Source organism: Pseudomonas spelaei, from assembly GCF_009724245.1.
Taxonomy (GTDB): domain Bacteria; phylum Pseudomonadota; class Gammaproteobacteria; order Pseudomonadales; family Pseudomonadaceae; genus Aquipseudomonas; species Aquipseudomonas spelaei.
In genome coordinates this window covers 1-26415 of sequence record NZ_WNNK01000035.1, presented here as the reverse complement: position 1 = coordinate 26415, position 26415 = coordinate 1, and the positions used below count along the sequence as shown (strand labels likewise).

The 26415-nt window shown below is 54.1% G+C and carries 22 protein-coding genes; all 22 read right to left on the bottom strand.

The window, feature by feature from the left end:
• Positions 1-2 precede the first annotated feature (2 nt).
• Entirely contained in the window at positions 3-1379 is a 1377-nt protein-coding gene (gene pilV / locus GNF76_RS26780; RefSeq protein ID WP_343037853.1) for a shufflon system plasmid conjugative transfer pilus tip adhesin PilV, read from the bottom strand.
• Complete coding sequence (locus GNF76_RS26775; RefSeq protein WP_178123613.1) at positions 1369-2310, bottom strand: ATPase, T2SS/T4P/T4SS family; 942 nt, start codon at positions 2308-2310, stop codon at positions 1369-1371. The genes pilV and GNF76_RS26775 overlap by 11 nt, the downstream gene beginning before the upstream one ends.
• A gap of 10 nt (positions 2311-2320) precedes the next feature.
• Entirely contained in the window at positions 2321-2836 is a 516-nt protein-coding gene (locus GNF76_RS26770; RefSeq protein WP_178123612.1) for a type 4 pilus major pilin, read from the bottom strand.
• Positions 2837-2873: 37 nt separating this feature from the next.
• Positions 2874-4013, bottom strand: coding sequence for a type II secretion system F family protein (locus GNF76_RS26765; RefSeq protein ID WP_155586072.1), 1140 nt, complete (start codon positions 4011-4013; stop codon positions 2874-2876).
• A complete protein-coding gene (locus tag GNF76_RS26760) occupies positions 4006-5562 on the bottom strand; it encodes a GspE/PulE family protein (protein ID WP_155586071.1) in 1557 nt (518 codons plus the stop codon). Before GNF76_RS26760 ends, GNF76_RS26765 begins: the two co-directional genes overlap by 8 nt.
• A 12-nt stretch (positions 5563-5574) precedes the next feature.
• Positions 5575-6138: a type IV pilus biogenesis protein PilP gene (pilP, locus tag GNF76_RS26755; protein WP_155586070.1), complete on the bottom strand. Its 564-nt coding sequence runs from the start codon at positions 6136-6138 to the stop codon at positions 5575-5577.
• Positions 6128-7459 (bottom strand): type 4b pilus protein PilO2, encoded by a 1332-nt coding sequence (gene pilO2 / locus GNF76_RS26750; RefSeq protein WP_155586069.1) that lies wholly within the window; start codon positions 7457-7459, stop codon positions 6128-6130. Before pilO2 ends, pilP begins: the two co-directional genes overlap by 11 nt.
• A gap of 3 nt (positions 7460-7462) precedes the next feature.
• Entirely contained in the window at positions 7463-9256 is a 1794-nt protein-coding gene (gene pilN / locus GNF76_RS26745; RefSeq protein WP_155586068.1) for a PilN family type IVB pilus formation outer membrane protein, read from the bottom strand.
• On the bottom strand, positions 9256-10356 hold the full coding sequence (gene pilL2, locus GNF76_RS26740; protein ID WP_155586067.1) for a PFGI-1 class ICE element type IV pilus protein PilL2: 1101 nt from the start codon (positions 10354-10356) through the stop codon (positions 9256-9258). Before pilL2 ends, pilN begins: the two co-directional genes overlap by 1 nt.
• A 367-nt stretch (positions 10357-10723) precedes the next feature.
• On the bottom strand, positions 10724-14419 hold the full coding sequence (locus GNF76_RS26735) for an autotransporter domain-containing protein (RefSeq protein WP_155586066.1): 3696 nt from the start codon (positions 14417-14419) through the stop codon (positions 10724-10726).
• Between the two features lie 411 nt (positions 14420-14830).
• Positions 14831-15097, bottom strand: a complete 267-nt coding sequence (locus GNF76_RS26730) for a hypothetical protein (RefSeq protein WP_155586065.1) — start codon at positions 15095-15097, stop codon at positions 14831-14833.
• A gap of 279 nt (positions 15098-15376) precedes the next feature.
• Positions 15377-15877 carry a DUF6622 family protein gene (locus GNF76_RS26725; RefSeq protein WP_155586064.1) on the bottom strand — a complete coding sequence of 167 codons (501 nt, stop codon included), beginning with the start codon at positions 15875-15877 and terminating at the stop codon, positions 15377-15379.
• A gap of 113 nt (positions 15878-15990) precedes the next feature.
• Positions 15991-17946, bottom strand: coding sequence for a DEAD/DEAH box helicase (locus GNF76_RS26720; protein WP_178123611.1), 1956 nt, complete (start codon positions 17944-17946; stop codon positions 15991-15993).
• Positions 17943-19823: a hypothetical protein gene (locus GNF76_RS26715; protein ID WP_178123610.1), complete on the bottom strand. Its 1881-nt coding sequence runs from the start codon at positions 19821-19823 to the stop codon at positions 17943-17945. The genes GNF76_RS26720 and GNF76_RS26715 overlap by 4 nt, the downstream gene beginning before the upstream one ends.
• 197 nt (positions 19824-20020) lie before the next feature.
• The gene (gene topA, locus GNF76_RS26710) at positions 20021-21925 is read right to left on the bottom strand and encodes a type I DNA topoisomerase (RefSeq protein WP_155586063.1); all 1905 of its coding nucleotides are present in this window, start codon (positions 21923-21925) and stop codon (positions 20021-20023) included.
• A gap of 683 nt (positions 21926-22608) precedes the next feature.
• Positions 22609-22806 carry a CrpP family ICE-associated protein gene (locus tag GNF76_RS26705; protein WP_155586062.1) on the bottom strand — a complete coding sequence of 66 codons (198 nt, stop codon included), beginning with the start codon at positions 22804-22806 and terminating at the stop codon, positions 22609-22611.
• A gap of 153 nt (positions 22807-22959) precedes the next feature.
• Entirely contained in the window at positions 22960-23415 is a 456-nt protein-coding gene (locus GNF76_RS26700; protein WP_178123609.1) for a hypothetical protein, read from the bottom strand.
• A gap of 103 nt (positions 23416-23518) precedes the next feature.
• Positions 23519-23980: a single-stranded DNA-binding protein gene (locus GNF76_RS26695; protein WP_155586061.1), complete on the bottom strand. Its 462-nt coding sequence runs from the start codon at positions 23978-23980 to the stop codon at positions 23519-23521.
• 10 nt (positions 23981-23990) lie between these two features.
• On the bottom strand, positions 23991-24833 hold the full coding sequence (locus GNF76_RS26690) for a Rha family transcriptional regulator (protein ID WP_155586060.1): 843 nt from the start codon (positions 24831-24833) through the stop codon (positions 23991-23993).
• A gap of 65 nt (positions 24834-24898) precedes the next feature.
• Complete coding sequence (locus GNF76_RS26685) at positions 24899-25444, bottom strand: DUF3158 family protein (protein WP_155586059.1); 546 nt, start codon at positions 25442-25444, stop codon at positions 24899-24901.
• A 5-nt stretch (positions 25445-25449) separates the two neighbouring features.
• Positions 25450-26178, bottom strand: a complete 729-nt coding sequence (locus GNF76_RS26680) for a PFL_4669 family integrating conjugative element protein (protein ID WP_155586058.1) — start codon at positions 26176-26178, stop codon at positions 25450-25452.
• On the bottom strand, positions 26171-26415 hold a 245-nt coding region (locus tag GNF76_RS29485), incomplete at its 5' end, for a hypothetical protein (RefSeq protein ID WP_218585312.1). The genes GNF76_RS26680 and GNF76_RS29485, both read right to left, overlap by 8 nt.

The window sequence follows — 26415 nt, the reverse complement described above, 5'->3', positions numbered from 1 at the left end:
ATTTAAGGTGTGAACTCGGTTAAAGAAATTACACCGTCGCCGCAGGTATAGGGTTTTGATGTCACTCGGTATGAACTCCCACCCGGCACCATAAAACCGGCTGATGTTGTCTTGCTACCCACATCATATGTATGTCCAGAGTCTGTCACGGTGATCCAAGAACCATTAAATACAGCGGCTGTCATCTGGTATCTGTTCCCGCAGGTGCCACCGAAACCATTACCGCCATAGGCTGTAACGAAGATGGGGGAGGTACCCGCATTCGTTCGAGTTACGCTACCCCAATAAGTACCGGCGGAGGCTAGGCTTCCGGGTCTAGTATTGCCTCCCTTCCATACACCCTGTTGGCAGGAGAGCATTATTCCCACTGCGCTTTTCGCAATTAGCGTGCGATCGCTACAGGCGGCACCTTCAGTCGCTAGACCACCGACAGAAATGTATTCATTGGTCGTGATTCGATCATAGGCAACTATCTTGCCGGTTGACGTGATCTTTCCACCCCACAGCTCACCACCGGTTGAGAAGTTTTTGTTGTTATAGACTTTGACCCAGTCGGGGCTGTCTTGGTATATACCGCCGCCCCACTTTTCGCTGTACCAGCCGGTATCGCCACGTGTTCTAAACCAACCGCCTGTATAAGTTTCACCTGTGGTGTGGGTAGTCGCGGCAGTCACCGTGTCGGCAGCGGTCACATTGCGCGCTGTCACATCACGGGCGTTATTGATGTTGTGGTTCCCCATGCCAAGGTCTGTGTTCATGGCATTGACTTCGGGGTGGCCGGGTACTTCGTTTCGATACAGGAAGTCGTTGGTCAAAGCTCCATCCAATAAAGAAAGTGCGCTCACCGTATGTCCTGGACCGGGTGCTATTGCGTAGCTACTCAGTGCCACTTGCCAGCCACCGCGAACGCCCTGAACAATGTTTGGATCGACCTTGGAGATAAAACCACCGGATCCTCCCAGGTTTTCGGCAATGGCCCGAATACCCATTTCTGAAATGGTTTGCCCCCCCGTAGTAATGACGATTACTCCCAAGTGATTGGGCTGGGGTTTTCTGGCAAGGCCTAAAATGGTTTGACCGAAGACGTTGGTAGGACTGAATCCAACGGGAAGGTAGTGGGTATTGATCAGCATCTGTACGGTGATCTGCGCCGGTACGGTTGCTGATGCACTGTTCAAAACGCTACTGAAATTATCCTTCAGATATTTCACTTGTGCTTCGGCGACGGTACGTTGCTGATCCGCCGCTATACGATAATCCTGGGCATCCATTTGCCTGATCTGCCAAGTCATTGCCAGGGTCACGACGATAGAAAGAACGATCAACCCAATCGCCATATCCAGGCTCAGGAAGCCACGCTGTTTTCTTTTACTGGTCACTCCAAAGGCTCCTTGAGGATTGATTGGCAATGTCCTGATCCAGCAGCGTGATCTTTCCTGCGCGGACTTTTTCCCGAATGCCTGGTCCGTCATCCCCCGTGAACAGCAGGCTTTGCAGCGTTACTCGACGACTCCCATCAGTGCCTTTTGACAAGGACTGGTGAATGACCGCTACCAGCCCCTTGGACAGAAGCTCCCGAGCGTTACTCAGTAAGGGTTGCGCCAGGGCTGATAGGCGCTCGATGCCTTGGGTGACACTGCCGGCATGGCCTGTGCTGATAATGAGATGGCCGTTGATGGATGCTTGAATGACTTGGGCGGCTGTTGCACTGTCACGAACCTCTCCAACAAACAGCAAGTCTGCTCTGGTCCTGAGTGCCAATATCAACGCCTCCTCGTAACCGCCTCTGCGCCGGGACACAGGCACCTGAATGCAGCGTCCGTTGCCATGCCGACCATGCAAATAAGGTTCTGGAGGACCTTCAACCGCAACGCAAATGCCGCCCAGGGCCTCAAGCCGGGCCTGCACCAACGAAGCCGCACTTGAGGTCTTGCCGGCGTCCATCTCGCCACAGATAAAGATCAAACCGCGCACGGCCTCACTCATCAATGCGTCTTGGAGATAATCGGGTAATCCCAGCGTATCCAGGGGGCGGATCTGTACTGATGACTTGCTTACAACGAATACCGGCTTGCCGTTCAGGTCGAGCAGTTGAGTGACACGCAGGACCACGCCATCATCGATGAGGGCGAATTCTGGATCCTGGCTCGCTGCCTGTTTTTCCATACATTGCAGCCGCAAACGTTCGAGGTCTGCCCGCCATTCGGCGGGTGCCTCAACTCTTCGTGGTTGCCCTGGCAAGCCTTTGGCGTCCGCGAAGTCTTCACCGAGGTAAAGATCGACGAAGTCAGCTTCGGAAATCACGCTCACGCAAGACTCCTTAATATGAAGTCCAGGCAATGGTGTTTTTGTCCGAGGAGCAACTGGCCGACGCCGCTACTGCGGTGATTTCACCGGCAATGGCGGCGCCGCCGTTGATGGCTGTTGTGGTCTGTTTGTCCTTGGCCATGTTGGACGCCAGGGTGATGCAGGCATTTTTCGGCAAATTGGTTTCGGTAATAGTGAACGTCATGCCGTTACTGACGACCGTGACGGAACCGTTCCATCGATTGGACAATGTGGTGCCGTTAATACTCATGCCACCGGTGCCCTCCAGGTTAATGAGCGACGGAGCCAAATCAGTGCCGTTGGCCGCATAACCCGTTGTGCTTTTCAGTCTTTTTGTATTCGTTAACAACGTGCCGAGGCTGCTTTGCTCGATGGTGACGTCTGAACTACCGAACGTTCTGTAACCCATGAACACGATGAAACCGAGTGCCACGGCGATCAGCATCAGCCAGAACATGCCATCAAGAGAAAGAAATCCCCGTTGGGAGTGGTGGGTGCGTGTTTGCATTTTTTACTACCTCATTTTGCTGTTTTTTCAGGTTGGGTCAAAGCGTTTCAGTCACGGTGCTGGCTAGCTGGAAGATCCCGATCACTACCAGGATCATCATGATGCCCATGGCCATGGAGGACACACCGATCAGGGACTTGGCGATTGCCTCGACACGCTCAAGCGTTTGTTCCAGCCAGCGGTTGGAAAATCGCTCCATTGATTCAGCGAACCCTTTGCGTATGGCGAGTACTTCCAGAAAGTGCATGGCCATGGGGTCGGGAAATTCATGGCCCGCCAGCTTTAATGCGGTACCGAAGTTCTTGCCGGCACTGACGCCGTAATGGATGGCGCTCAGCCGTTCTTTCAGCCATGGCGAAGCATTTCGCTGCAGGGTGTTGAGCGCATCGAGCTGATTGATTCCGGAGCGCAGCATCACGGCCATGTTGAGCAGGAAGATCGAGCCGTGCAGCGCCTTGTAGACCGACCAGGGCGGTAGCGTTTCAGCCCGCACTCGTAGCGTCTGCATCGCTTGGGTCAGTTGCAGTTTCCATGTCGGGCTGGTGGCGGTGATCTGAAAGCCGCAAAACACCGGCAGGGTTGCAATCGATATCAGGATGAAAACAACGATGGCGATCAGGGTGATAAGCCCGTAATGGGTGACGAAATTTGACAGGGCGTAGAGGAACGCCGGCACGCCCGTCCATGCGTCAGGATTGGAGCGGCGTGTCATCGAGGGCACCATCCACATGGCGATGACATACAACAGCGCGGCCATGACGCCCCACACCACAGAAGGAAAAACGGTGGCAGACGCAACGAGCTTGCCGATCCGCTGACGGATTTCGATAATCCTCACGCAGTCTCGAAAGGCCTGCACCAGGTTGCCGGTACTTTCCCCGCAAGCAATCAGGGAATTTTCGTCATAGGGCACCCAACGCTCGCAAGAAATACTCAACGATTTCCCTCCTTTCACTGCCTGAGCAATGTCCCGGCAGGCAAGGGAAACGGGGTGAAGTTTTTGCCCGTTGTCACTGAACGCTCGGGCGACCGTGTGCAGGGCGTCTTCAAGCGAAACGCCATCCTCAAGGATGCCCATAAGGCTTTCATAGAACTGGATTCGTTCGTTTTTACCGAACTGCTTGGCGTAGAAGGTTTCGGCCCAACGCGTGAACATCCCTCTCAAGTCACTAGGCATGGGTGAGCTCCAGGATCTGTCGGTCGAAGTCCAGTGGGCCGATCATCATCTCGGCCTGGCGCGGATCCACCCGTCCTTGTCTCAGTTTGATGATCGTATGGGCGGTCTTGGTAATACCGCCCATTTCCTTCACCCAGTACCGACGTGCTGCGCTGGCTCCCTGCTCATCGAAAACCCGCATGAAGTTGAGGTCGGTGAGGAGCGTTTCGGCAACCGCAGTGCGGCCAATAACGCCTAAGCCTTTGCAGTGCGGGCATCCAGGACCTTTGAGGTAGGTAAGGTCAAGCGCCTGCAAGTCACGCAGGCGTTGCACCAAGGCGCCGTTAAGCAGGTTCAGATGTGCAGTCGCGGGAACGCGGCAGTGTGGGCACAACTCAGGCAGCAGCGACTGGTTCACAACGCTGGTCATAAGCGCAGGGTCAGTGACCAGGTAGCGATCTACGCCCATGTCGATTAGCCGTTGTAGCCCGGCTACTGCGTTGTTGGTGTGAAGTGTCGACAGCACCAGGTGACCGGTCATGCCACCACTGAACGCTGCTTGGGCTGATGCGAGATCCCGAATTTCCCCGTACATCAGAATGTCGGGGTCGAGCCTCATTGTGTTGGTGATACCCTCACTCCAGGTTTCACCTGGCCCCAAGGGCGACTGGTTGGCCAGGATTGGATATTCAGGCGGATCCTCCATCGTCAGAATGTGTTTTGTGCCACCACACTCTTCATGAAGCAGGTTCAAATTGATTTGCTGGGTTTTTGTTTTACCCGAGCCCGTGGGGCCAGTGATCAGATTTACGCCATAGGGCAGGCTACGGATGCGACTGAATGCGTCAATTTGCTGAGGAAGAAAACCAAGGTCCTCGAGTGTCATTTTGGTTTTATCGTCATACAGCAGACGCAAAACCATTAAGGGGCCATCTACAAGCGGTCGAGTGGCAACCCGTGCGCCGAACAAACCAAGCTGTTCGACAAATGCCCGTTTTATCCGAGCATCTTGGCTGACGTGTGGCTGATAGTGATCTTTTGCGACGTCACACATGCTGTTGTAGAGCGAGGAGCAAAGCTCCCTGCCCACTTCGCTTTGGTGCTGTTCGGCTTCCCACAGCATCCCGTGGATACGAAAAAATATCCGCGTAATATCGTGGCCGACGACAAAGTGAACATCGCTCGCATTACGGCGATGGGCCTCCCCCAGTAACTGCACCACCTGGGCTTGGCGCTTCGTTTCGGTGGTCGAAAGGGCTCCACTATTTACATATTCATTCGCCTGGTAGAGCGCCTTAATCGTGCTCATCGAGCAGACCTTGACTTCAAACCGATGATTCTCGTGGTCCAACTGATCCTCGAAGGCCATGACGTAGGCATCCGTTTGGTGTTGGGCGGACACATACAAGATCCCATCACTGGTTAACGCACACAGTTGACGCAATTCCGGTTTCAGTTCGAATGGGCCGCCAACAGCTGTCAGTAGCAACTGGTGTGGCGTCACAAGCGACACGGCCGATTCATCAGCGTTAAGTGCTGTCAGGTCGAGATTCTCAGTCAGTATCGTCATTGCATGGCGCCCTCAACGTTGGCCAGGGATCATCCCCGGCAGCATGGGGGCTGACGGGGTGCTGCTGGGGTTGACGATTTCAGAACTGACTGGTGGGATATTGGAAAAACCTAGGGGGTAGCGCTTACCGCTACGTTCGAGTGTCACGTTGTCGACGGTGAGAGTAGCCACACGGTAGCCCCCGGGCAGTTCTCGTGAAGTGGCGTCAGCGTCTACTTCAACTCCACCGCTATAGAGCAAGGTGGCACGCAGCCGCTTTGCTGAACCGAATACGGCTTTCACGACAGGCAATTCAGACTGTGCATCAGCGTTGCGAACTGCCGCTGAAGTCGAGGGCTGGAAACTTCCTTGACCAAATAGTGCCGGTGAGGTTTGTGTTGTCACACGAAGGTCTTCGCCACTAATGGACCTTTCAGCTTTAGCCCTCTCCGCCTTGGCATTGAAAAGAATCGTCTGGCTTTGAACGATGGCCAACTCGCCAACGTTCACGCCAGTGGGGCTGGTTTCATTCGCCCAGCTCAGTGGTGTCCCGAAGACGATGAAGGAGCACAGTATCCACAGCCGTTTATTTCGCATAAAGGTCCCCTATGACCGACCAGATAAGATGGCCCGTCTGGTATTCGGTCTTGATTTCACGTAACCGCAGTCCTTGACTGGGGGCCCCTGCCAAGGAGTCCGCCGGCGTAATTCCAGTGGCGTAGCTCAGCTCGAATAGCTTCCATTGGGGCGGTGGAGGCGGTGGTGGAACAGGCTGGCCTGGCATTGCCGGTTCCACCGGGACCGCGACCTCCACTTCCTTGAGCGTGGGAGTTTGAGAGAATCCGTGTAGCCAGGAAGACAAGTTCGCGAGCATGTCGATGGCCTCCCCAAGCGGCTCATCACCGGCTGCTGGGATCGAGATGTCGGATTTCAACGTGGCGGAGTTACCTTCGTCGAAGAAGGCGGGTCGGTCGGAGAAATGCCCGTGGGTTGCCGCGATCAGGCTTTTGGCCGTGCTGTTGCCGGTGCGCTTGTAAGAGGAGAACACTTGAGCGCCATCGCACACTGCGCTTGTGAACTGCCATCCTTGAATCGAGAGGGGCAGTTGATACATAACGTCACTGCAGTTTTCGACAAACGCCGCAGCGGAAGGGCGCTTGGCCCATGGATGTTCCAGTGCCTGAGGCGGCTGTTCTACGCCCGTTTCCTTGTGAAGGCGGTCCAACTCTGCAAGGCGGTGTTGTTCCGCCTGAAAGGCTGCCTCCTGCGCGATTTGAGCTTGATGACTCTGCCATTGCGCCCAGCCAATACTGCCGGCAGCGATCAGCCCTCCAAGCGTTATCAACTGAACGACTTCGGCTTTGGATAGCCCGAAAACGAGTGGCCGCAGGCGATATTCACGTTTGAGATGCGAAGGCTGAAGCAGGACTTCGATGTCCAGCGGTTGCCCGCCCATCTCGAACTCGGACGGCAGGTATTCATGGGTAAAGTTGATGCCACGACTGCGTTGCTGAGTGACTCTACGGCGAACCTCTGCGCCGGTGCCGATCATGTCGCAGCCAGAGATCACCCCGCCTTGGTACACCGCGACCAGGGCATACTGGTCGAGATTGGTTTCTGTTTTCCAAGCGGCAATCCAGGAATCGCCCAGTTGGCCTGCCAAGGTCGCTGCGAGCGAGTACATGCCCTTGGTGACGCCGTCGCTGCGGGCGACAAAACCGGCTTGAATGATGCCGGGGGTCCTTCGAATGGCGACAATGTCCAGCTGGTGCTCACGACCGTACTGTCGTGCTTCCTTCATATGGCCGGTAACACTGCCCAGTGGGTGCCAGCGAAGCCCGGTGACAAACGTTTTACCCCGATGTTGCAGGAGATGAACTCGGGTGGGGCGAGAGCCTTTGGCGACGTCATCGAGCATGGCCTACCCCTTAAATTCTGCGCATTGCAGCAAAGGGATAGGGCAAGAGCCCCATGGCTCGTTGGCAGCAGGTGGGGCCATCGCGCTAGGGCTGCTTGTGTCGCTGTCTACCACGGGCGTAATCAACACAACGAGCACGGTGTGATCCGTGTTACGGATCCGGCTCCCGCCCAAGCCCAGAAAACCAGGATCACCGACACCTGACTTCGTCGCGTTTTCACTGTTCTCCTCAAAGCCGGTCAACACCAAGGTTTGACCGCTGCGTAGTTTGACTTTGGGCGATAGATTTTTGGTGTCGTAATCGGCGGTTTGGACGCTGGCACCATTGCTGCTAAAAGTGGTAAAGGTCGGTTTGCTACTCATGCTCAGGGTGATCATCAGCAGCATGTTGTCCTGGTCGATGATCCGGGGAAGCAACATCATGTTGAAACCGCTGGTGATGGTTGCAGGCGACAACGACGTGGATGACCCCACCGATGCAGTTGTGGTGGTCGAGCTTGAGGCTACATAGCTTTTGACGTTGCCGATCTGGATAGGCGCAGGCTGCAGATTCAGCGTGGTGATTGAAGGGGATCGGACGTTCGAGATACGACCTTGTTCAGACAATGCTTTCATGATCACGTTGGAGCCTGCCCAAGGTGATTTTGATGTATCCAAAATACTTAGGGAGCCGGATACAGCACCGGTACTGATTCCGGTTGCGGCATTTTTCAGGGAGAAGCCCCACTTGTTGTGCAGTGAGGTGTAAACGGCCGTCCAGTTCAGCGCTGTCTGGTCTCTGTCAGAGAGCGTTACCTCGAAGATCTTGACGTTGAACAGCACCTGGCGCGTGATGCTGCGATTGATTGACTTCAAGTATTGGGCGACGTTTGAAAGCACCTCCGGCCGATCACTGACCGTCAGGGTGCCAGTGGATCGAGAGAGGAACATCCGGCCATGAGGTTGTTGGCTCAGCATCGTTTTAACATTCTTTACGATGTCACCGATCAGTGATGTCTTGATGGTGACGGTGGTGCTCTGGTTACTGCCGGATTCACCCGAGGCACCTGTTGTGGAGCCGCCGCCACCCGAGCCGCTTCCACTGCCGGTCGCAGTGAGTAAGCCGGATTTCACCGTGCTTTCGATGACTTGATCATCCCCAAAGGCCCATACATCAAACGTTTGAGTATCGAAGTAGGTGATTCGTACGCTGCGATCATCGGAGGAGTAGTTCCACGCCAAACCCAACTGGGCGGTTACCTGATTTAACAAACCTGACAGCTTGCCGCTGTACTTGAGGGGGAACGTATTGGGCGCAGGCAAACCAGCCCGGACACTAGCGGGCATGTTGCCGGTTATACCGGCGGGCATGAAACTGGCCAGGTTGTCTGGTGCCGTCAAAGCCGGTGGGCCTGACGGTCCAGCGCTGCCTTGGCTTGTGCTGGTTAGGACGCTTGGGTCGATGGCATCAGGAGCCACAATGACCGGTACGCCGCATTCGCTGGTGATGTAACGCGCAACCTCTGCGATTCCGACGTTATACGAGGGACGGTAGGTAATGTCGCAATCCAGGGGCAGTGGTAAACCACGCTTGGAGACCATGGGTTGTTTTGATACCCAGGGTTTGTCGCTGAACACGACCGTATCCCGTGCGGGCTCTTGCTGTTGGTTTCTCAGAAAGCGGCTGTATTGTGCGGCTGTCGCTGCGTCGTTTTCGACGCGACTGGCCGATTCATTTACCCGCTGCAGTGAGCAGGCGCTAGCCAGGGTCAGCATGATTGACAGACCAATGCCTCGGATCCAGAGACGAGCAGTCATCATAATTTTCTCTCTGCGATGTAAATCAGCCGCTGTGATGAACTGCCGTCGACTACAAAGGATCGAGGAGCCGAGTCATAAAGCGGGAAAATCTCTTTGATGGCTTCTTCGAAACTGCCCTCGAATCGAAGCGGCGCATCGATGGGATAATCCAGGTCATCTACTTTCCAAATCAGTTTCCAATTGGCAGTGGTCGCCCAGCTTTCAACGGTTTGACGCAGGGTTGAGCCACTGGACGCTGTCCATGTCTGAGGCAGTGGCTTCGAGGCCTCAGCCACCTTAGCTGTGGTTGGCGGTTGTCCGGGAATGACCGTGGCCGGCTTAGTGGTACTGGGCGTTGGGGAATTGTTTTTGAGTGTCGAGGACGCTGCCACGGCTTGTGCAGTCGACAGCGTAATAGGACCATCCTTGGCAGGAGCTACAGGGATGGGCGCAGATTTAGGCGGTGCAGAACCTGAGGTGTTGGCGGTAATCGGTGCCTGAGGCGGCACGGCTGCGATAACTACTGCGCTACTTGAAGAGCTAGCCGCAGCAGCGCCTGGTACAGGCAACGTGTTGGTGAGCGCAACTTGAGTTTTTGCAAGTTGGGGAGGGTCAGGTAATTGATAGCCAGGGCGCAAGGCATAGCACACCTGTCGGTTCACTTCATCGACTTTCACTTGCCAGGCCGGACCCGCGAGCACTTGTAAGGTGTTACGCAGGGTCATTGGACCAAGCTTGTATTGGGCGGCAGGCAGCGGTCGGCTGTAGAGAATGCCGACATGACCGATGTCGGCAGAGCAAAGCGTATAGCCCGAACGATCCACAACGTACTGCATGGCATCGCGTACATTGGGGTGCATGTTGGCTGGAATGCTGACGTCGATGATTTGCGCCATCAGGTCGCGCTGACCTGAGTCGGGTAGGGTGCTGACCAGGGTGTAACGGCCATAGCGCACGACCGGATCTTTTTCAGGAACGGCGCCGCTGGGATAGAGGTCCGGTGTCAACATGTCCGGATTTCGGCTGCTGTCGAACGCAGGCTTGTGCGCCTGGGGCGTTTGGTCCGCACAGCTTACGATGAGTGCAAGCAGGGAGAGGGTGATGAAGTGCCTGGTCATGTGCCGAGAGGCCTCCGTTGACGATGGAGGCACGGTGGCAGGCTGTTGGCCGTGGCGCAGCAGGAAATAGATAACAGAGCTGTGTCGGATTTATGTGGGACGCAAAAGCATCATTACAATGCGTAAGTCAAAGCTTATCGAGACTCACTGTTTTCCACCTTAGGGCGGCTAATATTAGGAGCCAACTCAAATTGTGATGATGAGTACTCGAATTGCTACTTAGATAGGTTGAATGGCTAGCTGGTTTGCGGCGCTTCACAAGTCAGAAGGGCGGTGCAGATCAAACGGCCACGTCATCGCTTCCATTTTGAGTTTTATAAAAAGAGTGTGCCAATTATTTGGCACACTCTCATGTCTAAAATTTCATTTAAAATCGGAAGGTGAATTCAGCGTTTAGCCCATTGCTATTACCCTTGGCCGACAACATACCGCTGTAGTTTAAAGATACTAGGGTATCTTGGGTCAAAGCCATTTCCGCGCTTGCCTTAATGGTTGCACCATCACGTGCAACTGGCACACTGTTGACGGCAAAGGCTGTGTCACTACCAGTCAGCTTCAATGAGGCTTTGCGATCGGTATTACTCAATTGATGCTCCCAGCCCAACTCACCTTGTAAGTGCAACGACGACGTGCTGCTAATCGGAAGTTTGGTATGAGCACGAAGCCCTAGGTTGGAAAGCGCTGCATTCTGGTTTTGCTTGTCAGCATGCAAGGTAGCAGCGCCCCCTTTTTCTTTGAAAGAATCGTCATGGTGGTTCAGATAGGTGAGGCTTGCGAAAGGCTGTATAATGCTCCAGCGAGTATAACCAATTTCAGCGAACACCTGATCCGTGCGGGCGCTGTAATCGGCCTTTGGGTAGGCCAACTGACTGTCGTAGCTAACACGGCGCTTAGTATTCAAATCATGCCAGGTAGTAGTCTCACCAATGCGCAGGGCAATTGTGTCGTATTGCTTGCCACCATAAAGTGAAAGATGATAGTTAGCGCTCTCAACTTTTGTCTTGAGAGATCCGTTAAGCTTTGTTTGGCTATAGCCCGTGGCCGCCCCAAAGCGCCATCCGTCTGCCATGTCTGTGTCTAGCCCTAGTAATACACCACTAATCGATGAAGAATATCCGCTGGCGTTGCCATCACCTTTAATGTTGTTATGTCCCCCCAAAAGTTGCACCCACCCTCCATTATGGCTTGCCTGAATTTGTGCGTTAGGACTTAGCGCCTGGGCTTGTTGCAGACGACCATTGATTGCATCGCGAATGTAACGGCTATCGCTTATGAGTGCTCCAGTGATATCTGAATAAATCTGTCCGTTTAGTTGGCTGAACGCTTGGCGAGCTTGGGCGGCTGTCTTCGAGGATAGAATGCTTTCATAAACAGGGTTACCAGCACTCAGGGTATCTGCTGCCATCGCTACGGCGCGCTCATTACGAGTTTGTCCGATACTTGCAAAGCTCGTTTGGTTACGGTCGAGTTTAAGCGTTACTTGATTTGGTTGGTAGATTAGTTGGCTGCTAATGAATAAAGAGTTAGGGAGTACGGTAGAGAATTGTCCTTTCACGCTTTGGCCGGCGCTGAGAATATTCAATCGCTGCCCCAGCAAACTGCGAGTTTCTTTAAGGGTGAGCAGGTTAGTGTCGTTTTGCATTGATACCGTCACAACTCCGCCATTAAGAGTAACAGTTCCGTTACTTTGAATTTGGTCACTTTGTCCGTTACGGTTAACGTCGACCACATACTGTGAACCAGGATTAAAGGTAACACCCTGAGTGCGTAGCGTTCCGATCGAGTGCCCAGGAGCAACACTGCCGCCGTTGTTGATAGTCAAAGTACCGATCGTGCCATTCCCTGCCAGTGTGCCACCCAGTGTGGTTATCACACCGTTCTCCGGGTTGCGGGTGCCTACGGCGCTTCCATCTACTGTCACGGCGGAGGTCAGCGAGCCGTCTACCGATAACTTGCCGCCACGCACCCAAGTGCTACCCGAGTAGGTATTATGGCCTTCCAGTACGTGTTCACCGTCTCCTGATTTAATCAGGCTGCCAACATAGGTGTTGCCGGTGAGTAAATCTTTGCCGCGCGTCAGCGTTGCCTGTTCCCGTGCGTTGCCGATTTCGTATTGGAACTGATCATCTGCAGAAGCATTGGCAGGTAGACCGTTGAGCCAACCTTTTTGCTGTTTAGTCGCTGTCCAGGCCGCCTGCTCGGTGGTGTCCTCCACTCGACGGGTGCGGATTGCCTCATCGGAAATCGGGTTGGCCCAGATATCCCGAATGCCAGCGGGCAAGGCCACTGCCATCGAACCGAGGAGCTGTCCCGGTCCTTGCATGGCTTTTTGCAAGTTGGGTAATCCCCAACCGCTGACCACTCCTGGCACTTGAGGCGTGCCAGGTGGAGCATTGTATACCGGCTGCAGTGGTCTGCCAGTACGTGGCCCTTCCTCAGCACCCACAGGTGTATCCGCTCCGTCTGGCGCTTGGAGGCTGGCGGTGGTCAATAATACGTCCCGAGCTTGGCTGGCACTCATATAGGGGAAGCGTTGGATGACTAGGGCTAGGGCGCCGGACACGCTGGGCGCCGCAGCGGAGGTGCCGTTGGAATTGGAGATGAGGTGATCTTCAGTTCTGGTGGACGGGATACCCGAAACACCCATCACGCACCACCACTTCGACGTGCCACAGCGGTTGTACACCTGGGCGCTGGTCTCGTCATAACCGGTGATCGATAGCCATTTGGATTCGATATCAGGCTTGAAGAACGGCAGGTTGGCGTTGGTATCCGGGTTGGCGCCGTGGCTGTCGTTACCCGCCGAGATGATCTGGATAAAGGTGTTTTGCCGTGCGGCGTCAGCCATGGCGTCCATCCAGGTCTTTTGCCCGGCGTGGGCTTTGTCCCAGAACGGGCGATAAGCGGCCGTCATGTCCCGCAGGTTATCGGCCGCGCTGTCGCCAACGTTGCCGAAGTGGTTCTCCACATCGTTGCGAGAATTCTGGCCCCAACTCTGGTTGACGATCGAGACGTTCTTAGCGGCCAGGGCGTTGTAGCTGGCCATGAACGCGTTGTAGTCGAGGTCATTGGAGCCCTGGAAGCGGTTGTCATCGGTGCCGCCGGTGTTGGCGACAAACAGGTTGGCGTCGAAGGCGATGCCGTGCATGCCGGTGCCGTTGCGGCTGGCGCCCAGTACACCGGACATTTCCGTACCGTGGCCGTCGTTGATCACCGGGTCGTACTCACCGGAAATACTGAAATGCTCGCCCTTCTGAAACTCGCCATCCGGGGTGTCGTGGAGGTAGCGCGGATGAGTGGCGTAGTACTCACCGGTGGACGTCACCGCCTGCACACGGTCCTGGCCCTGGGCATTCTTGCCCTGGAACTCGAAGTGCTCGGTGAGAATGCCCGAGTCGAGCACGCCGACATTCACACCTTTGCCGGTCATACCCAGAGCATAGGCGTAATACGCGTTGACGCGCTCCAGTCCAGGGTTGACCAGAGCTTCTGGGGTCTTCCAGGTTTGCGCGTTGATGCTCCAGTCGCGAGTTGCGGCAGCCCAGGATTGACCAGAATTCAATTGTGCCGTGAAGTTGCTACTAATGCCTGGTTCCATGTAGGTGTAAGGCTTAGCTGCTGGTAAGTTGGCGATTATAGCTTTGGATAAGTTGAATATTTCGGTGGTATATTTGCCACGGTTGTCGAATAGAACATCTTTGTAATCGTTAGTTGCCGGCTGTTTGGTATCGCCGAGCATGGCGTCGATCATGAGGTTTTTCGGTTGCAATTCGTAGTATTGCTTGAGAGGCGAATTGAACTTGCCGGACTGGGCGGCGAACTGCTTGGCCTCGAAATCGACGATCTCAGACTCAGGCTTGAGGGGGGATAGCACGATGGCTTTTCTAAAAGCGGCTTCCAGTACTTTTGGAGTATAGGGGTTGTTCTCACTGACGGGAGCATAAGCGTTCGCCGTTGTGATCTGTGCGAGCCATAAGATCACCCCAGCAGTGGTAGAAGCTAATTTAAGATATATTGTGTCGGGATGTCGATGTACTGCTAACACATTATTTAAGCTACCCATAATGGTTTTCCTTTGTTCCGGAGATATATTGGGTTTTGGGCAGAGTCAGCGGGTGCTCAACGAAGGAGCAAAAAAATCGTAGTCAGCGAAGCAGTAAGGTTGTTAAATATTTTTTTATAAAAGTGTGGCGTGGATATTGTTGAGGTCGCTATGCGGATAATAAATCTGCTTGCCAAAGTTAAATTGAGTTTTTGATGGTTGTTACCATTGGCGCTATTTATGTTGGCAGGGCAAATGCTCTAAATTGAGGCGTATGCCTTGCGCGAAGAGATTTTCCCATGCGCTAAATATTTATTTTAGTTCTAATGTTTATTACTACACGCTCGAATAATATTTTCTGCTTTGCATGGTTTATTTTTGCATGCAGGCCAACGTACATTGATTAAATTAATATTAATATTGATAAAGTGCTTAATTTTTAATAGGATTAATCTTATATATTTGCTGAATGATTATCTGAACCACGCTGATCTGTGTCGGGCAGGGTGCTAACAGGATGTAGCGGCCATAACGTACTGCCAGTTCTTTTTCGGCAAAGGCGCCGTTGTGGTATAGGGCCCGTGTCGACATGTCTGGATTTCGGCTGCTGTCCAGCGCACGCTTATGCGCCTGGGTCGTTTGGTCCGCACAGCTTACGATGAGTGCAAACAGGGAGAGGGTGATGAAGTGTTTGGTCATGTGCTGAGAGGCCTCCGTTGATGATGGAGGCACGGTGGCAAGGTGTTGGCAGTGGCGCAGCATGAAATAGATAATAGGGCTGTGTCGGATTCACTTGGTAAGCAAAAGCATTATTCGCACCTAAGTCAAAGTCTACCGATATTCACTGTTTTTTTGCCTCGGAGTAACAAGGATTTGGGGCCAGCTCAAACCGTGACAACGAACACTTGCATCACTTCTCGGGAGAGTAGAGCGACTAGCTGATTAGCGACGTTTCACAAACAGGGGGGCCGGATCCGATCAAACTCCCACGCCTCGAAGTTCCAGCCATCCACGGTAGTAATTAGCAGCTCTACCAAAAAACAACCCCACGGTGAACCCTGGTGCAAAACCAGCTATAAGAATTAGCTCAGCGTCGTTTGAGTGTTCTGGATGTACTGCTTCTTGATAACCAAGGAAATATTTTATGGCAAAGAACAGTAAGTATATTCCGAGAATATTCCAACTGCCTGGCACAATCAGGCGCTGACCACCTTCCGCTAAGGTCAGTCTCTGGTGAGGAAACAATGAAGAGGCAGCAAGGCAGCCCAGCACAATTCCTACCAGCCAAACGCAAAGCGTTATCGCAAAATGGTCCGCGTATTTGAGAGAAAAAAATGACCAGAGTGCAAAAAGCAGAGGTGTAATTAGGAGGGTGCGTGGGCGCTCCAGATGAGCTTTTCGAGCTTTGATACCGTAGTAACAAATCAGGAGGAATACGCCGTATACCCAGAGGGGGGTGCCTTGCAAAATGTCGAGCATCGCCGCCGCCCCCTACTGTTATGTGGTGGCTATATGCTGACACAAAATAAAGAGCGCTGTCATCGGGCAAACGTTTCTGACAGCGGGACATGTTTAGCAGTTAATCTGGCAACTCACAAAATCGCCGACAACTCGGACCTGGCGGTGGCGGCCGGATCGGGCTCAATCAGGTCACTTGCCAGTTGTCGTTTATCCAGTAGCATCTGCCATAGCATCTGATCAATGGTGTTTTCCACCAAAGGAATTTTCACCACAACCATACGCAACTGTCCGTTTCGATACGCTCTGTCCTCAGCCTGGTCCTGTAACCCTGGCGTCCAGGGCAGGCCCAAGAACATGACGTAGTTGGCAGCGGTCAGGTTGTTGCCGGTGCCGGCAGCAGAAGTCGTGGCAACGAAGACACGGATGTCTGGATCACTTTGGAATTGATCGATCGCTTTCTGGCGTTTGCCCACAGAGTCACTGCCGACCACCGTGACGCAACCATACTCGGCTTGCTCGCACTGAGCGTGCAGCGTACTGACCGTGTCTTTGAACTCACAGAACAAAATAACCTTGTCCTGCGCGTCCAGTTCGCCCAGTAGCTCCATGACGACACGAATCTTGACCTGCTCCAGTAACTGGCGCAGTGAACCCAACCTAGCGAGGCTAGGCCTGTCTTCGAGACGTATCTGATCATATTCACGGCGTTCCTCCACAGACAGCTCCACCGGCAGTGTTTGCCGCTGCTTACCCTTAAGTCCCGGCAACACGTCCTTACGGCGACGAAGCATCCAGTCGCCAATCGCGTCCCGCAGGTTCTTTCGAAAATCCTGACTGCCGGCGAACTGTTCGCAGAACTCTTTGAGGGGCAGCCTCCCAACAGGATGTCCTGACAGGCGCAGCAGCGTGTGCAGTTCTGATTCCCGGTTGAGGACGGGTGTTCCGGTGAGTAGATAGCGATTGGGCACCTTGGCCGCGATATCGAATCCGTGGCGCGTCCACGCGGCGGTAGGCTCTTTCAAACGGTGTGCCTCGTCGATGATCATCACTTCAAAGTGGCTCGCCTGCAGTACAAAATCGCCCAAGCGCTCGTAGTTGGTAATAATCCACTGTGATGCTGGATCAAAGACCTGCTGGCCGATCTTGGCATCGGGATACACCATCTGAATTTCGCGTTGCCAGTTGATGATCAGCGTCGACAGGGTGATGACCAAGATGGGTTTATCGGCCGCCCGGACAGCGGCGGCAATGATTGCCTGGCGTGTCTTGCCCAGGCCCATATCATCTGCAAGTAATGCACTGGTCCGCTGAAGCAGGTGCCGGATGCCTGTCGGTTGATGGCCCAGTAATGAATGACCCGCCAAGGCTTGATCAATTTGTTCGGTGGTGAGTTCTGTCCGCTCGATGGAGGGTACAGCGGCAAGGTACACGTCGGTTGAGACGTCTTCATTGCCAGCCTGGGCAGCGCGTTCTTGTGGCGGGCCTCCGAGGCTGATGCGGGTGATTTCGTCAGCGGGAACAATTGATCCGTCGGTCAGCAGCTCCTGCACGGTGTCAAGGATTTCGAACTGATCCTCGGACAGCCCCAGCTCCAGAATGAGGTTGGAGCGCACCAGTTCGGCGCTGGCATCGATTCGCCAGGACTTGGATTGCCCGAGAAAAACGCCGTGCATGCGCCTTGAAACGGCGACCGCGCCAGGATGATAGTCACCCGACAGCAGGATCCCGCCCTGCACGAGTGGCGCGATCCGAAAGGTCAGCCCCCAGGTAAATGCCTGCCGATCTGGAGCGCGCTGTGCCGCTGAGATTTTCTGTGAAAACGTCTCCCAACTTTCATTGAAGCGGTCCTCGGACAACTCCATCAAACGGTGGAAAAGCACATCCAGGTCATCCAGCAACTTGCCTTTGGGCAAGCGCCAATAGCGATGCTGGGGGTGCTCGGCACGTCGGATATAGAAACCATCACGTTCGAGAAACAGCCGATTGGCTCCTTCGACGTACTGCAACAAAATGCCGAAGTCATAGCCGTCGAAAATGACCTTTTCGACCAGGTCCTGCCGGCGGTTCATGAGGCGCGGACGGCTCATGTTTTACTCAGTCGTTGGTTGATCCATTCCGCGCACGCTTGAGCATGCAGTTGTTTCCGGTTTCGATTTGTATAGCGAGACATGGATAGGGTTTGGTCGGGCCATTCCAGATTGATGGCGAGTTCACCTGATTTGATCTTTGCCCAAAACCATTGATAGGCCCGGTCAACCCTGGAGCCCGGCTTAGGCGTGCGATTGCGTAGCCCTCGCAGTTGTGTTGTCACCAAGTGTTTGGGAGTCAATTTTTCTAGCGTTTCTCCCCAGGCACTTTCATTCATCTGGATTTCGGCAGAGGTCAACGATTGCCCGTTTTCTCGAACCGAAAAAAGACGGCAGTTGCCTCGATAAGCGCTGTAGTCGTAACCATCAATGCAATGGCCCAGCGCTCGATGTTCCGCATAAAGATCGGCTGGGCATTTCAGTTCGACAATTTGCAGCCCATTCGGGCTTATGAGGGATGTGTCGTTTGAAATAAGCAGCGGCCTCCAGGGTGTTAAAGAGTCTGTTTTTGTTTGGGAATCTGCTGCATCCAGGGCTTCACGTATGTCTATCATCGCGAGGTGAAAGGCATCCACCAAACTGACGATCTGGTGATAGGTAGCAGTACCAATGAAGCTTTTGAGCTTTTTTAGTGCTTCACAGGCATCGGGTCCGTAGCTCTGATCTATGTTGTTGAAGAGCTCGTTTAGGTCTCGTAAGTCGTCGGCGATTTGGGGCCAACTGGGGTCAGACCAATCGGTTGGACACCCCGACAGCAGCCTGTTCCAGTCCTGCGTCTGCTCCCGCAGTTGATACGGGATTTTATCCAGAAGGGCGAAGAAACTGATCCAGTGTGCTTTTTTATGGGGACGGCGATTGCCCAGTGAGGCTCCCAGCAGCAGTCGATGCCAGGGCCCTTCAGGCCCCTCACGATTGATACGGGTTAATGCACTGCCGGTATCGAATACCCGTTGTTGACCTAGGTAGCGCACTGCAGTGCGCGGCGCCTGTAGCAGCCACGCCAGTGTGTCGGTAAGGGGAAGGCCTGCGTCTGCAATGCGACCGATCAGGCACTCTTGCGCGATGATCAAAGAGCCATCGTCGCTCCAGTTTGGTCGGCATTCTTGAAGGTCGTCCCACGGGCAGTTCATGTATACCTGCTGCTGCCCATCCCACGGCCATGGCCATTGATCTACCAGCACCAGAAGTGGAATCAGTACCGGTTGGGCTTTCAATGCCTGCAGGCGGCGTTTGCGGTCGCCTTGAGCAAGCCAGTTATAGAGCTTGGGGGAGGGGCATTGCGCTGAACGAATGGCGAATAAAAGCTCTTGGTCTAGGCACTGGCAAAACTGCTTCAGCGTGCTGCCAATCTGCGTCAGATAAAATCGGGTTCGAGGACTGAAGTACCGATTGTTGCTCACCGTCGAATCGTAGCCTCTGCGATTAAAGCATCCGAGATCTTCAACCGATAAGGCTTTAGCCCGCTCCCCAGCCAACTTGCAGAAAGAGGTCAGTAGTACGTCTGAATACCAGCGTTTTTCAAATCTGAGCAGAAGCTGTTGGGCCACCCGTGCAGTGGGTTTTTTCTTGTGCACGCGGTCCTTGCTGACGATTTTGCAGGCTTTAACTTGATGACCATCGAAGTATTGGAGGTGATCGCCGACTCTGGCCAAAACTGGCCGTTTTTGATCACTTGTTGAAGGCAGGGTGACGCACCAGCACCGCGTGTGGACGGTTGAGTTCAGATAGTTTTCGATGAATGAGGTCAGTCGGGAGGGCGGTACGCTAAAATGCAAAGCCCAGGTCTGGGCGACTTCAATTTGCCGGTCAGAGTACTTCTCCAGCTTCGGCGCAAAGATGCGCAGTTCCAACACCGATTGTCTATTCAGTACGCTCACCCATGACCTCCTCTGCGATTCGCAGAGGAATGTCGGGCATGGGGACGATGATCATCCAGTACTAATGCATAACGCCCATGGAGGTGATTTACATCAAGGGGAAAAAAGGCGCCGGATGCATCCGGTGGTCAGGTCGGAGGTGCGAACCAACCCCACCTCGTGGCTGGGCGCTACAGCTAATTCACGCCCTGAACACCTCAGACGCCTCGTGGTTTATCGAAGTTTGGCTTGCCGTTCAAGGTAGGGAAACTGACCTTGCAGCCATTCGCCTTGAATCCCGTGCAGCCCCAGAAGTCATAGCCACCGTCGCCTTTTTTGTGTCGCCTGGCCAGCGGTTGATTGCATTTGGGGCAGCTGTAAATCTCGCCTGCTGGAACGGATCGAGTAGCGGATGCCATGGGCACACTTGGCATTCCACGTTGCTGTGACAGCTCCTCTTCCAGGCGGCTGTGCAGGCGTGCGACGACGGCTCCATAGGTGTCCTGGCCCTGGGCGATTTTATCCAGGTCGCGCTCCACCTCCCGCGTAAAGTCCAGCTCCACGAAACTGAAGAACCCTTCAAGCTTGGCGATTGTTTCTTCCCCTAACGAGGCCGGTACCAACTTGCGGCTTTTCTCCTCGATCAGCCCCTTGCTGGTGATGTTTTTCAAGATCGAGGCGAACGTACTGGGACGGCCAATGCCACGCCGCTCCATTTCTTTGATCAGGCTGGCTTTGGTGTAGCGTGACGGTGGCTGGGTTTTCTTCTGCAGCAGTTCGCCGGTGTGCACGGTGAGGATTTGCTTGGGTGAGAGCGCTGGGACAGGGTTGTTTGCCTCTGTGTCCTTATCCTCATCTGTATCATCCCCCTTTTGCAGTTTTCGCCAGCCGGGATGACAGAGCGTTTCACCCGTCGCGGTAAAACGCAGCGTTTTGCCGCCAGGCCCAACCGCAAGCAGTTTTAACGTGCGCACCTCGAACACAGCGGCTTCGAGTTGGCTGGCCAATGCCCGAACCCAGATCAGCTTATACAAGGCTAATTCGTCGTCGTTTTCACCGGCTGACCTGTCAGACCAATGGGTTGGGGTGATGGCCGGGTGACCTTCCTGAGCCCCTTCGGCGGCTTTGAACGTGCGGCGGGTATCGACGGCTGTCACGCCGAGGACGTTGGCTACCGTCAGAATATCCTCCATGGCTTCGTCTGGTACGTTTGGGTTGTCCGTGCGGTGATAGGTGATGACGCCTTGTTCGTACAAACGCTGGGCCACTTGCATGGTTTTGTCCGGATCCCACTTCAACGCGTTACTGGCGGCTTGTTGCAGGGTGGATGAGATGAACGGTGCCGGCGGATGGCGTTCGGCCTTACGATCTTCGCAGGATTCCACGACAACATTGCGTGTACTGGCGACGAGTTGGGCCAAGTTGGCATCCTGAACGTACGGAAAGTCTTTGCTCGCAAAGTCCGGCACGGGTTGCCATTCTGCATTCCAGGCGCTGTCCTGATTCATAGCCATAAAGTTCAAGCGCACACCAAAGTGATTGACCACCTGAAAATTACGAATTTCGCGCTCGCGCAAAACGACCAGGAACACAGCAGGCGATTGAACACGACCGGCAGACGTAGGTTTGCCCATCAAACGACGGAGTTCTTGAGTCACCAGGTAACCTACCAGGCGATCCAGAACACGACGGCATTCCTGTGAGGCAACTCTGTTCAAATCAATTTGTCGCGGATTGGCCAGGGCTTCCTCGACACGCTTGAGGGTGATTTCGTTGAAAGTGATGCGCTTGTAGGTTTTAACCCCCAGCACCTGCTGGATGTGCCAGCTGATGCTTTCACCTTCACGATCCGGGTCGGTAGCGAGGTAGATTTCACTCGCTTGTTTCGCTGCGGCCTTGATCGTTCGCACGGCTTTGGCGCTCTTATCCAGGATCTCATACACCGGCCTGTAATTTTTGCGTACGCCGGTAGTAATCATGCTGTCGTCCTGCCCTCTGGCTGGCAGGTCGCGGATGTGCCCGCCGCTGGCAACTACCTGCCAGTCTTCTCCTGGACGCAGTTTTTTCATCATTGGCTGGAGCTTTTTCAGCTTACCTGGCGCCTCGATGATCAATAGCTTCATGGGTTTTCCCTTCTGGATTACACAGAGAGAGGGACTGTCGCGTTAGGGTGGGCTGGGTTTCAATGGGAAAAGGTCAATGCACAATGAGGGCTTTTTGAGGCTAGAGGAGTCGAGGGTTCAATTCGCTGTGCTTACCGTGTCGGATGGGCTTACTGCAAATGTGCAGGTAAGGAATCCAGCCGGGCACTGGCAGGCAATGGGCGTTGTATCCAGCTCAAGCGAGTTTCACGCACTTCGACCCAGCCTTCACCGCGGGGTGGCACATTACAGTGCATGAAACCCTGACAACAGCCATCAGCATCTAACAGTGCGAAGTAGCAACGACTCGGACTTGATTTGAACATTGCTTTAAGACGGCGCAAGAGTTTATACCTTATTGATTACGCGGTTTTGAATGCAGCGTGCCATGCCGTTAAGGTTATATTTCCATATAAAATATGTAATTTAGCCATTGGGGGTTGTCTGAAATGGCCTGGTATTTATCGGCTATTGAGCCTTCAGTGCTTGTCAAAAAACGATGTTGAATTTGATGCCGGAGCAAGGCGCTTTGCGGTTGCCATTAACCGCTCTTAGGTCTTTAAAGGCTGTGCGGCGGGAGCGTGTGGAAGTGCTAGGTTTCGCACCCATACGGGATTATCTGATAGGGCATCGCGGGGTTAGCCTGGTCGGAAGGGCTTTTATGGTCAGAGGTCAAGCGCAAGCTGCTGTTCCTGGGCAAAGCCCTTTAACCACGACGCGCGCATGGCGGGATGTTGATAGGGGCAGTCGCACACCCGTAGCCCTTTTTGGGCGGCATCTGCACCAGCTGTCTGCACGGCAGCATGGGGGTTGTTGAATTGCCGCCTATCTGCTGATTTCAAAGAAGGTCGAGATTGCGCCATTGGCTATTGGTCCTCGAAGAACAGGTCGGTCAGACAGTAGCACCACGAATAGGGAATTTTTTTGTCTCAGAAACGGAAGTTTTAAACTTCCGTGCTTGAGATAGCCGAATGGGAATTTGATACAACCTGTGAGTTGACGATTGGCGCGATTTTTTATCGAACCAATTGGTTTGATGATTCCGGCAGGCAAGTGGCAGCCTCGTCCCTCCAAGCGGTGCTGCAGATCCACTCGATAAAGGCCTGCGTGGATTGTCCGCTTTGTACACGGAGCCGCTCCAGGCTACCGCTTAGGTGCTCAGTCATCTGTCCCTTGTCGTCAAAGTCGGTGCGGTATTCAGCATCGAGGCGAAATTCGTCAAGCAGCGTGTCGCGAAATCGACGGGCTTGCCAGGTATCAAGATCAGTCTCCCCACGTCCCCCCATATGGTATTCACCCGTCCGCCATCCAAGTGGCACACACGAGGCGCGCTTCAGGTCCAGAGTGAGTCCGTAGTAGTCAGGTGCATTGACTTCGCTTTCATCAACATAAGCCCAGTAAACGCGACCTAAGACTGGATGATCTGCAACAATGACAACGTATCCGGTAGGGTTCCTTTTTTCTTCGTTCATCTTCGCTATCTGCTTTGGGTTCATTGAAAATGAGATAAGGGCGACGATGAGTCGCCCCCTCCACACCGACAGCTACCCGAATGGGCGAAAATTAAGACCCCTATCAAAACGGCTCGTCTGGATCTGGATAGTCCTCAGCGTTAGGTGCCGGCTGCTGTTGCGATTGAGGTTTTCCGGACTGCTGTGCGGCTTGATGTTGTGAGGGCGACAGCGTCACCGCAGTGATGCGATGCGGCAACATACCGATGCGGCTAGCTTGAATTTTCAAGGCTTCGAACTCACCCTCGTCGTTCTTCCAGCGGTCCATAACGGCGCGTCCAGAAACGATCACGCGCATGCCTTTCTGGAACAGTTGCGAATAATGCTCGGCGTCCTTGTGCCACCACTCAACATTTGCCCAAAAACCGCCACGATCTTCGTAGCCGCCTTTGCCATCGGGGATTGAGTTATCAAAATAGGCATTGATCCGCACGAGTCGACGCGGATCTTTGTTGCCGTTTGGAAACTCCTTAAATTCCGGCGTAGAGCCGATGTTGCCTTCCCAGCTTTGTACGGGCGTACCCATGGTGTTTACCTCAGTGTTTGGATTTGTAGGTGAAGGGATCACGAGCAGCGTGACTGGACACGTACCCAAGTAGGTCCCTGGCATGTTGCGAGGTTTCGGCCAGTTTCCCGGCCGTGTGATTTTTGAAAGCATCGCTGGCCAGCTTTTCGACGCCGCTGTCGTACAGCGAGTTGAAGAGCAATTCAGCGTCATGAGTCGAGCGCAATAGCCCGTAGAGGAGGTCCTTCGCCATCGAGCTGCCGGCAACACCTGGCAGAGTGGTTGCGGCGGCGCCTTCGCCCACGATCTGTCCTTGCAGGAAGTTGATGGCCTGTTTGATTTGATCGGGCGAGGCCTGATCCAGTGATTCCACGGCGAGATAGTTCTGCACCACGTGTTCGGTACTTGGCCGAGGTGGTCGCCCGTGGGTGCGGTCGCGCATGAGTTCCAGGGTTTTCAGCGCGAATTTGAGCAGGTGCTGATGGGCCAGGCTTTCGGGTTGTTCGATCAGTACCTGTTCCATCCGGTTGAAGGCGGTCAGATACGCGACTTTCCAATGCATGGCTTCCTTGCCGGTAAAACCCATGCAGAGCAAAGTGAAGCCATCGCGAGTCATGCGGTAGTAGTTTTCTTCCCTCTCCGCTCCTTTACCTACAGTGACCTTACGTATCATCTCCTCAAAATTGAGGGCATGAAAATCACTGGGGCATTCGAGGTTCTTGATATCGCGCATGACGTTGTCATGCCGTTTCCGAAAATGCTTAGCGACGTCCAGGCTGGTGGTCGTGGCTTTGCCGTCGAAAATTTCGACGCTGACCTCTGTGGAGGGTTTAGTGGTCGAGGCAGATACAGACTTGCTGGTGGTATTGGTCATGGCTCGTCTCCGTTGGTTGGGGTGAATCGGTGTTTCAACGTCTCCGCAAAATTAAGGAGACGATCCTATGGGGCTCGTAATGGCGAATGGTTGTTGAGCTGCTGCAGGCGAGCGATGTACACGGCCTGTGCCTGGCCCATTTTTTCTGCACATTCGGCGGCCTGCTTGGCGATGGAGTGCATCAAACTCATCTGCATGTTCAAGGTGATGCGTTGCAGCTCCATCGCGTACAAGTCGTGCAGCATGGGTTCTGGTGTTCTTGATGAACCCATCATGTCTGCCCAAACGCCGACGCCCATTCGGCGGTCTGTCACTTGCTGCCATCTGAGGAACTGGGTGCCGGCTTGAGTGTTCTGTTCAGTCAGCCGCACAGGCACAAGGGTGAATGGATATCGCCGGGCCTGGTTCAGCACTTCCTGGGCAAGTGCTTTCAATCCCGACTCCTGAGCGCGGCATAAATCGGCAAACTGGGACAGCTCCCCCTTACCTTTAAAAGGCTTTAAAAGGCCTTTTAGTGAGGCAGCCTGTTGCAGTCCCTGAAAGGCTTCCTGTTGCAGTGGCTGAAAGGCTGTCTGTTGCAGCAAACCGTCTTTGGAGTTGGGCTGGCCCATGTTTATCAGCCCTCGGCCGCATCATCGAAGTTGTCGTTATCCACCTCGGTGTGCTGGTGGCCGCGAATGATGGGTGGGGCAAAGTTCGAACGATGGGTGCCTTCCAGGACATTCTGCGGCAGCGCTCCATAACGCTCGTACATATTGCGGGCTGCCTCAGCTTTGGCATTGTTGGCAGCGAAGTCATCCCGGGCTGCGCCGGAGTATTTGTAGTTCTGGGCCAGGCCAAACAACTTGCGTAGCACCGAGGCACCTTCATCGATCCAGGTTTCCATATCGTGGCGCCCGATCAGGCCAACGTGCTGGGCCAGCAGAATGCGTCTGACGATTTCGTCGTAGTTAGTCAGCAAATACACGGCCTGAAAACCGAGGGGGTTGGCAATGTACAGTGGGAGGCTGACAGGTTGGATGGAGAGGTTTTCGCTGATGCTGATAGCTGGCGGGAGTGAGGCCATCGCCATGTCCAGGCGATCTTCAATAGTTTTCAGTGCTTCCTTCGATTCGTTGATTTTTTCTTCGACAAGAATCATCCACCAGTCGGAGTAGGGGTCATCCTGCTGTGCACCGCGCGACATGCGGTTGATGACGGTACAGAACCCGGACAAGCCGATAATGCCGGCTTTGATTTCATTTTTTTGGCGTCCCATCCAGATGCGAGCGGCATGGTGGGTGTGAAGGGTGAGCTTCACATCGCTGCGCAGTGACCCGATGTTGAGCCGGTAGTTATCAGCCATGGTGCGGTGTTTCCTTGGGAAGAGGATTGACGTCGCAATGCTGCAATTTGGTTGTTGTGGGTGCAGCAATAAATCCATAGTCCGATGGAAGGGGATTTGTTGGTGCTTCTATATAGAGAGAAGGGCAGGGCAAGCGATCTGACCTACAGCCGCCACCGATATCGGATCCTGCTAGGGTGATGCGGGCCGCATCACTTGGCTGACTGCCAGTGCCGATATCAGCGCCTGCCGGGGTGA

Bases quoted from the DNA above. Each gene is read 5' to 3' on its own strand.
- GNF76_RS26770 (WP_178123612.1), bottom strand. From the start codon at position 2,836: ATGCAAACACGCACCCACCACTCCCAACGGGGATTTCTTTCTCTTGAT.
- GNF76_RS26685 (WP_155586059.1), bottom strand. From the start codon at position 25,444: ATGGGCCAGCCCAACTCCAAAGACGGTTTGCTGCAACAGACAGCCTTT.
- GNF76_RS26730 (WP_155586065.1), bottom strand. From the start codon at position 15,097: ATGACCAAACACTTCATCACCCTCTCCCTGTTTGCACTCATCGTAAGC.
- GNF76_RS26700 (WP_178123609.1), bottom strand. From the start codon at position 23,415: ATGAACGAAGAAAAAAGGAACCCTACCGGATACGTTGTCATTGTTGCA.
- GNF76_RS26690 (WP_155586060.1), bottom strand. From the start codon at position 24,833: ATGACCAATACCACCAGCAAGTCTGTATCTGCCTCGACCACTAAACCC.
- pilN (WP_155586068.1), bottom strand. From the start codon at position 9,256: ATGACTGCTCGTCTCTGGATCCGAGGCATTGGTCTGTCAATCATGCTG.
- GNF76_RS26725 (WP_155586064.1), bottom strand. From the start codon at position 15,877: ATGCTCGACATTTTGCAAGGCACCCCCCTCTGGGTATACGGCGTATTC.
- GNF76_RS26720 (WP_178123611.1), bottom strand. From the start codon at position 17,946: ATGAGCCGTCCGCGCCTCATGAACCGCCGGCAGGACCTGGTCGAAAAG.
- GNF76_RS26765 (WP_155586072.1), bottom strand. From the start codon at position 4,013: ATGCCTAGTGACTTGAGAGGGATGTTCACGCGTTGGGCCGAAACCTTC.
- pilP (WP_155586070.1), bottom strand. From the start codon at position 6,138: ATGCGAAATAAACGGCTGTGGATACTGTGCTCCTTCATCGTCTTCGGG.
- topA (WP_155586063.1), bottom strand. From the start codon at position 21,925: ATGAAGCTATTGATCATCGAGGCGCCAGGTAAGCTGAAAAAGCTCCAG.
- GNF76_RS26705 (WP_155586062.1), bottom strand. From the start codon at position 22,806: ATGGCGCAATCTCGACCTTCTTTGAAATCAGCAGATAGGCGGCAATTC.
- GNF76_RS26760 (WP_155586071.1), bottom strand. From the start codon at position 5,562: ATGACGATACTGACTGAGAATCTCGACCTGACAGCACTTAACGCTGAT.
- GNF76_RS26735 (WP_155586066.1), bottom strand. From the start codon at position 14,419: ATGGGTAGCTTAAATAATGTGTTAGCAGTACATCGACATCCCGACACA.
- pilL2 (WP_155586067.1), bottom strand. From the start codon at position 10,356: ATGACCAGGCACTTCATCACCCTCTCCCTGCTTGCACTCATCGTAAGC.
- pilO2 (WP_155586069.1), bottom strand. From the start codon at position 7,459: ATGCTCGATGACGTCGCCAAAGGCTCTCGCCCCACCCGAGTTCATCTC.
- GNF76_RS26680 (WP_155586058.1), bottom strand. From the start codon at position 26,178: ATGGCTGATAACTACCGGCTCAACATCGGGTCACTGCGCAGCGATGTG.
- GNF76_RS26695 (WP_155586061.1), bottom strand. From the start codon at position 23,980: ATGGGTACGCCCGTACAAAGCTGGGAAGGCAACATCGGCTCTACGCCG.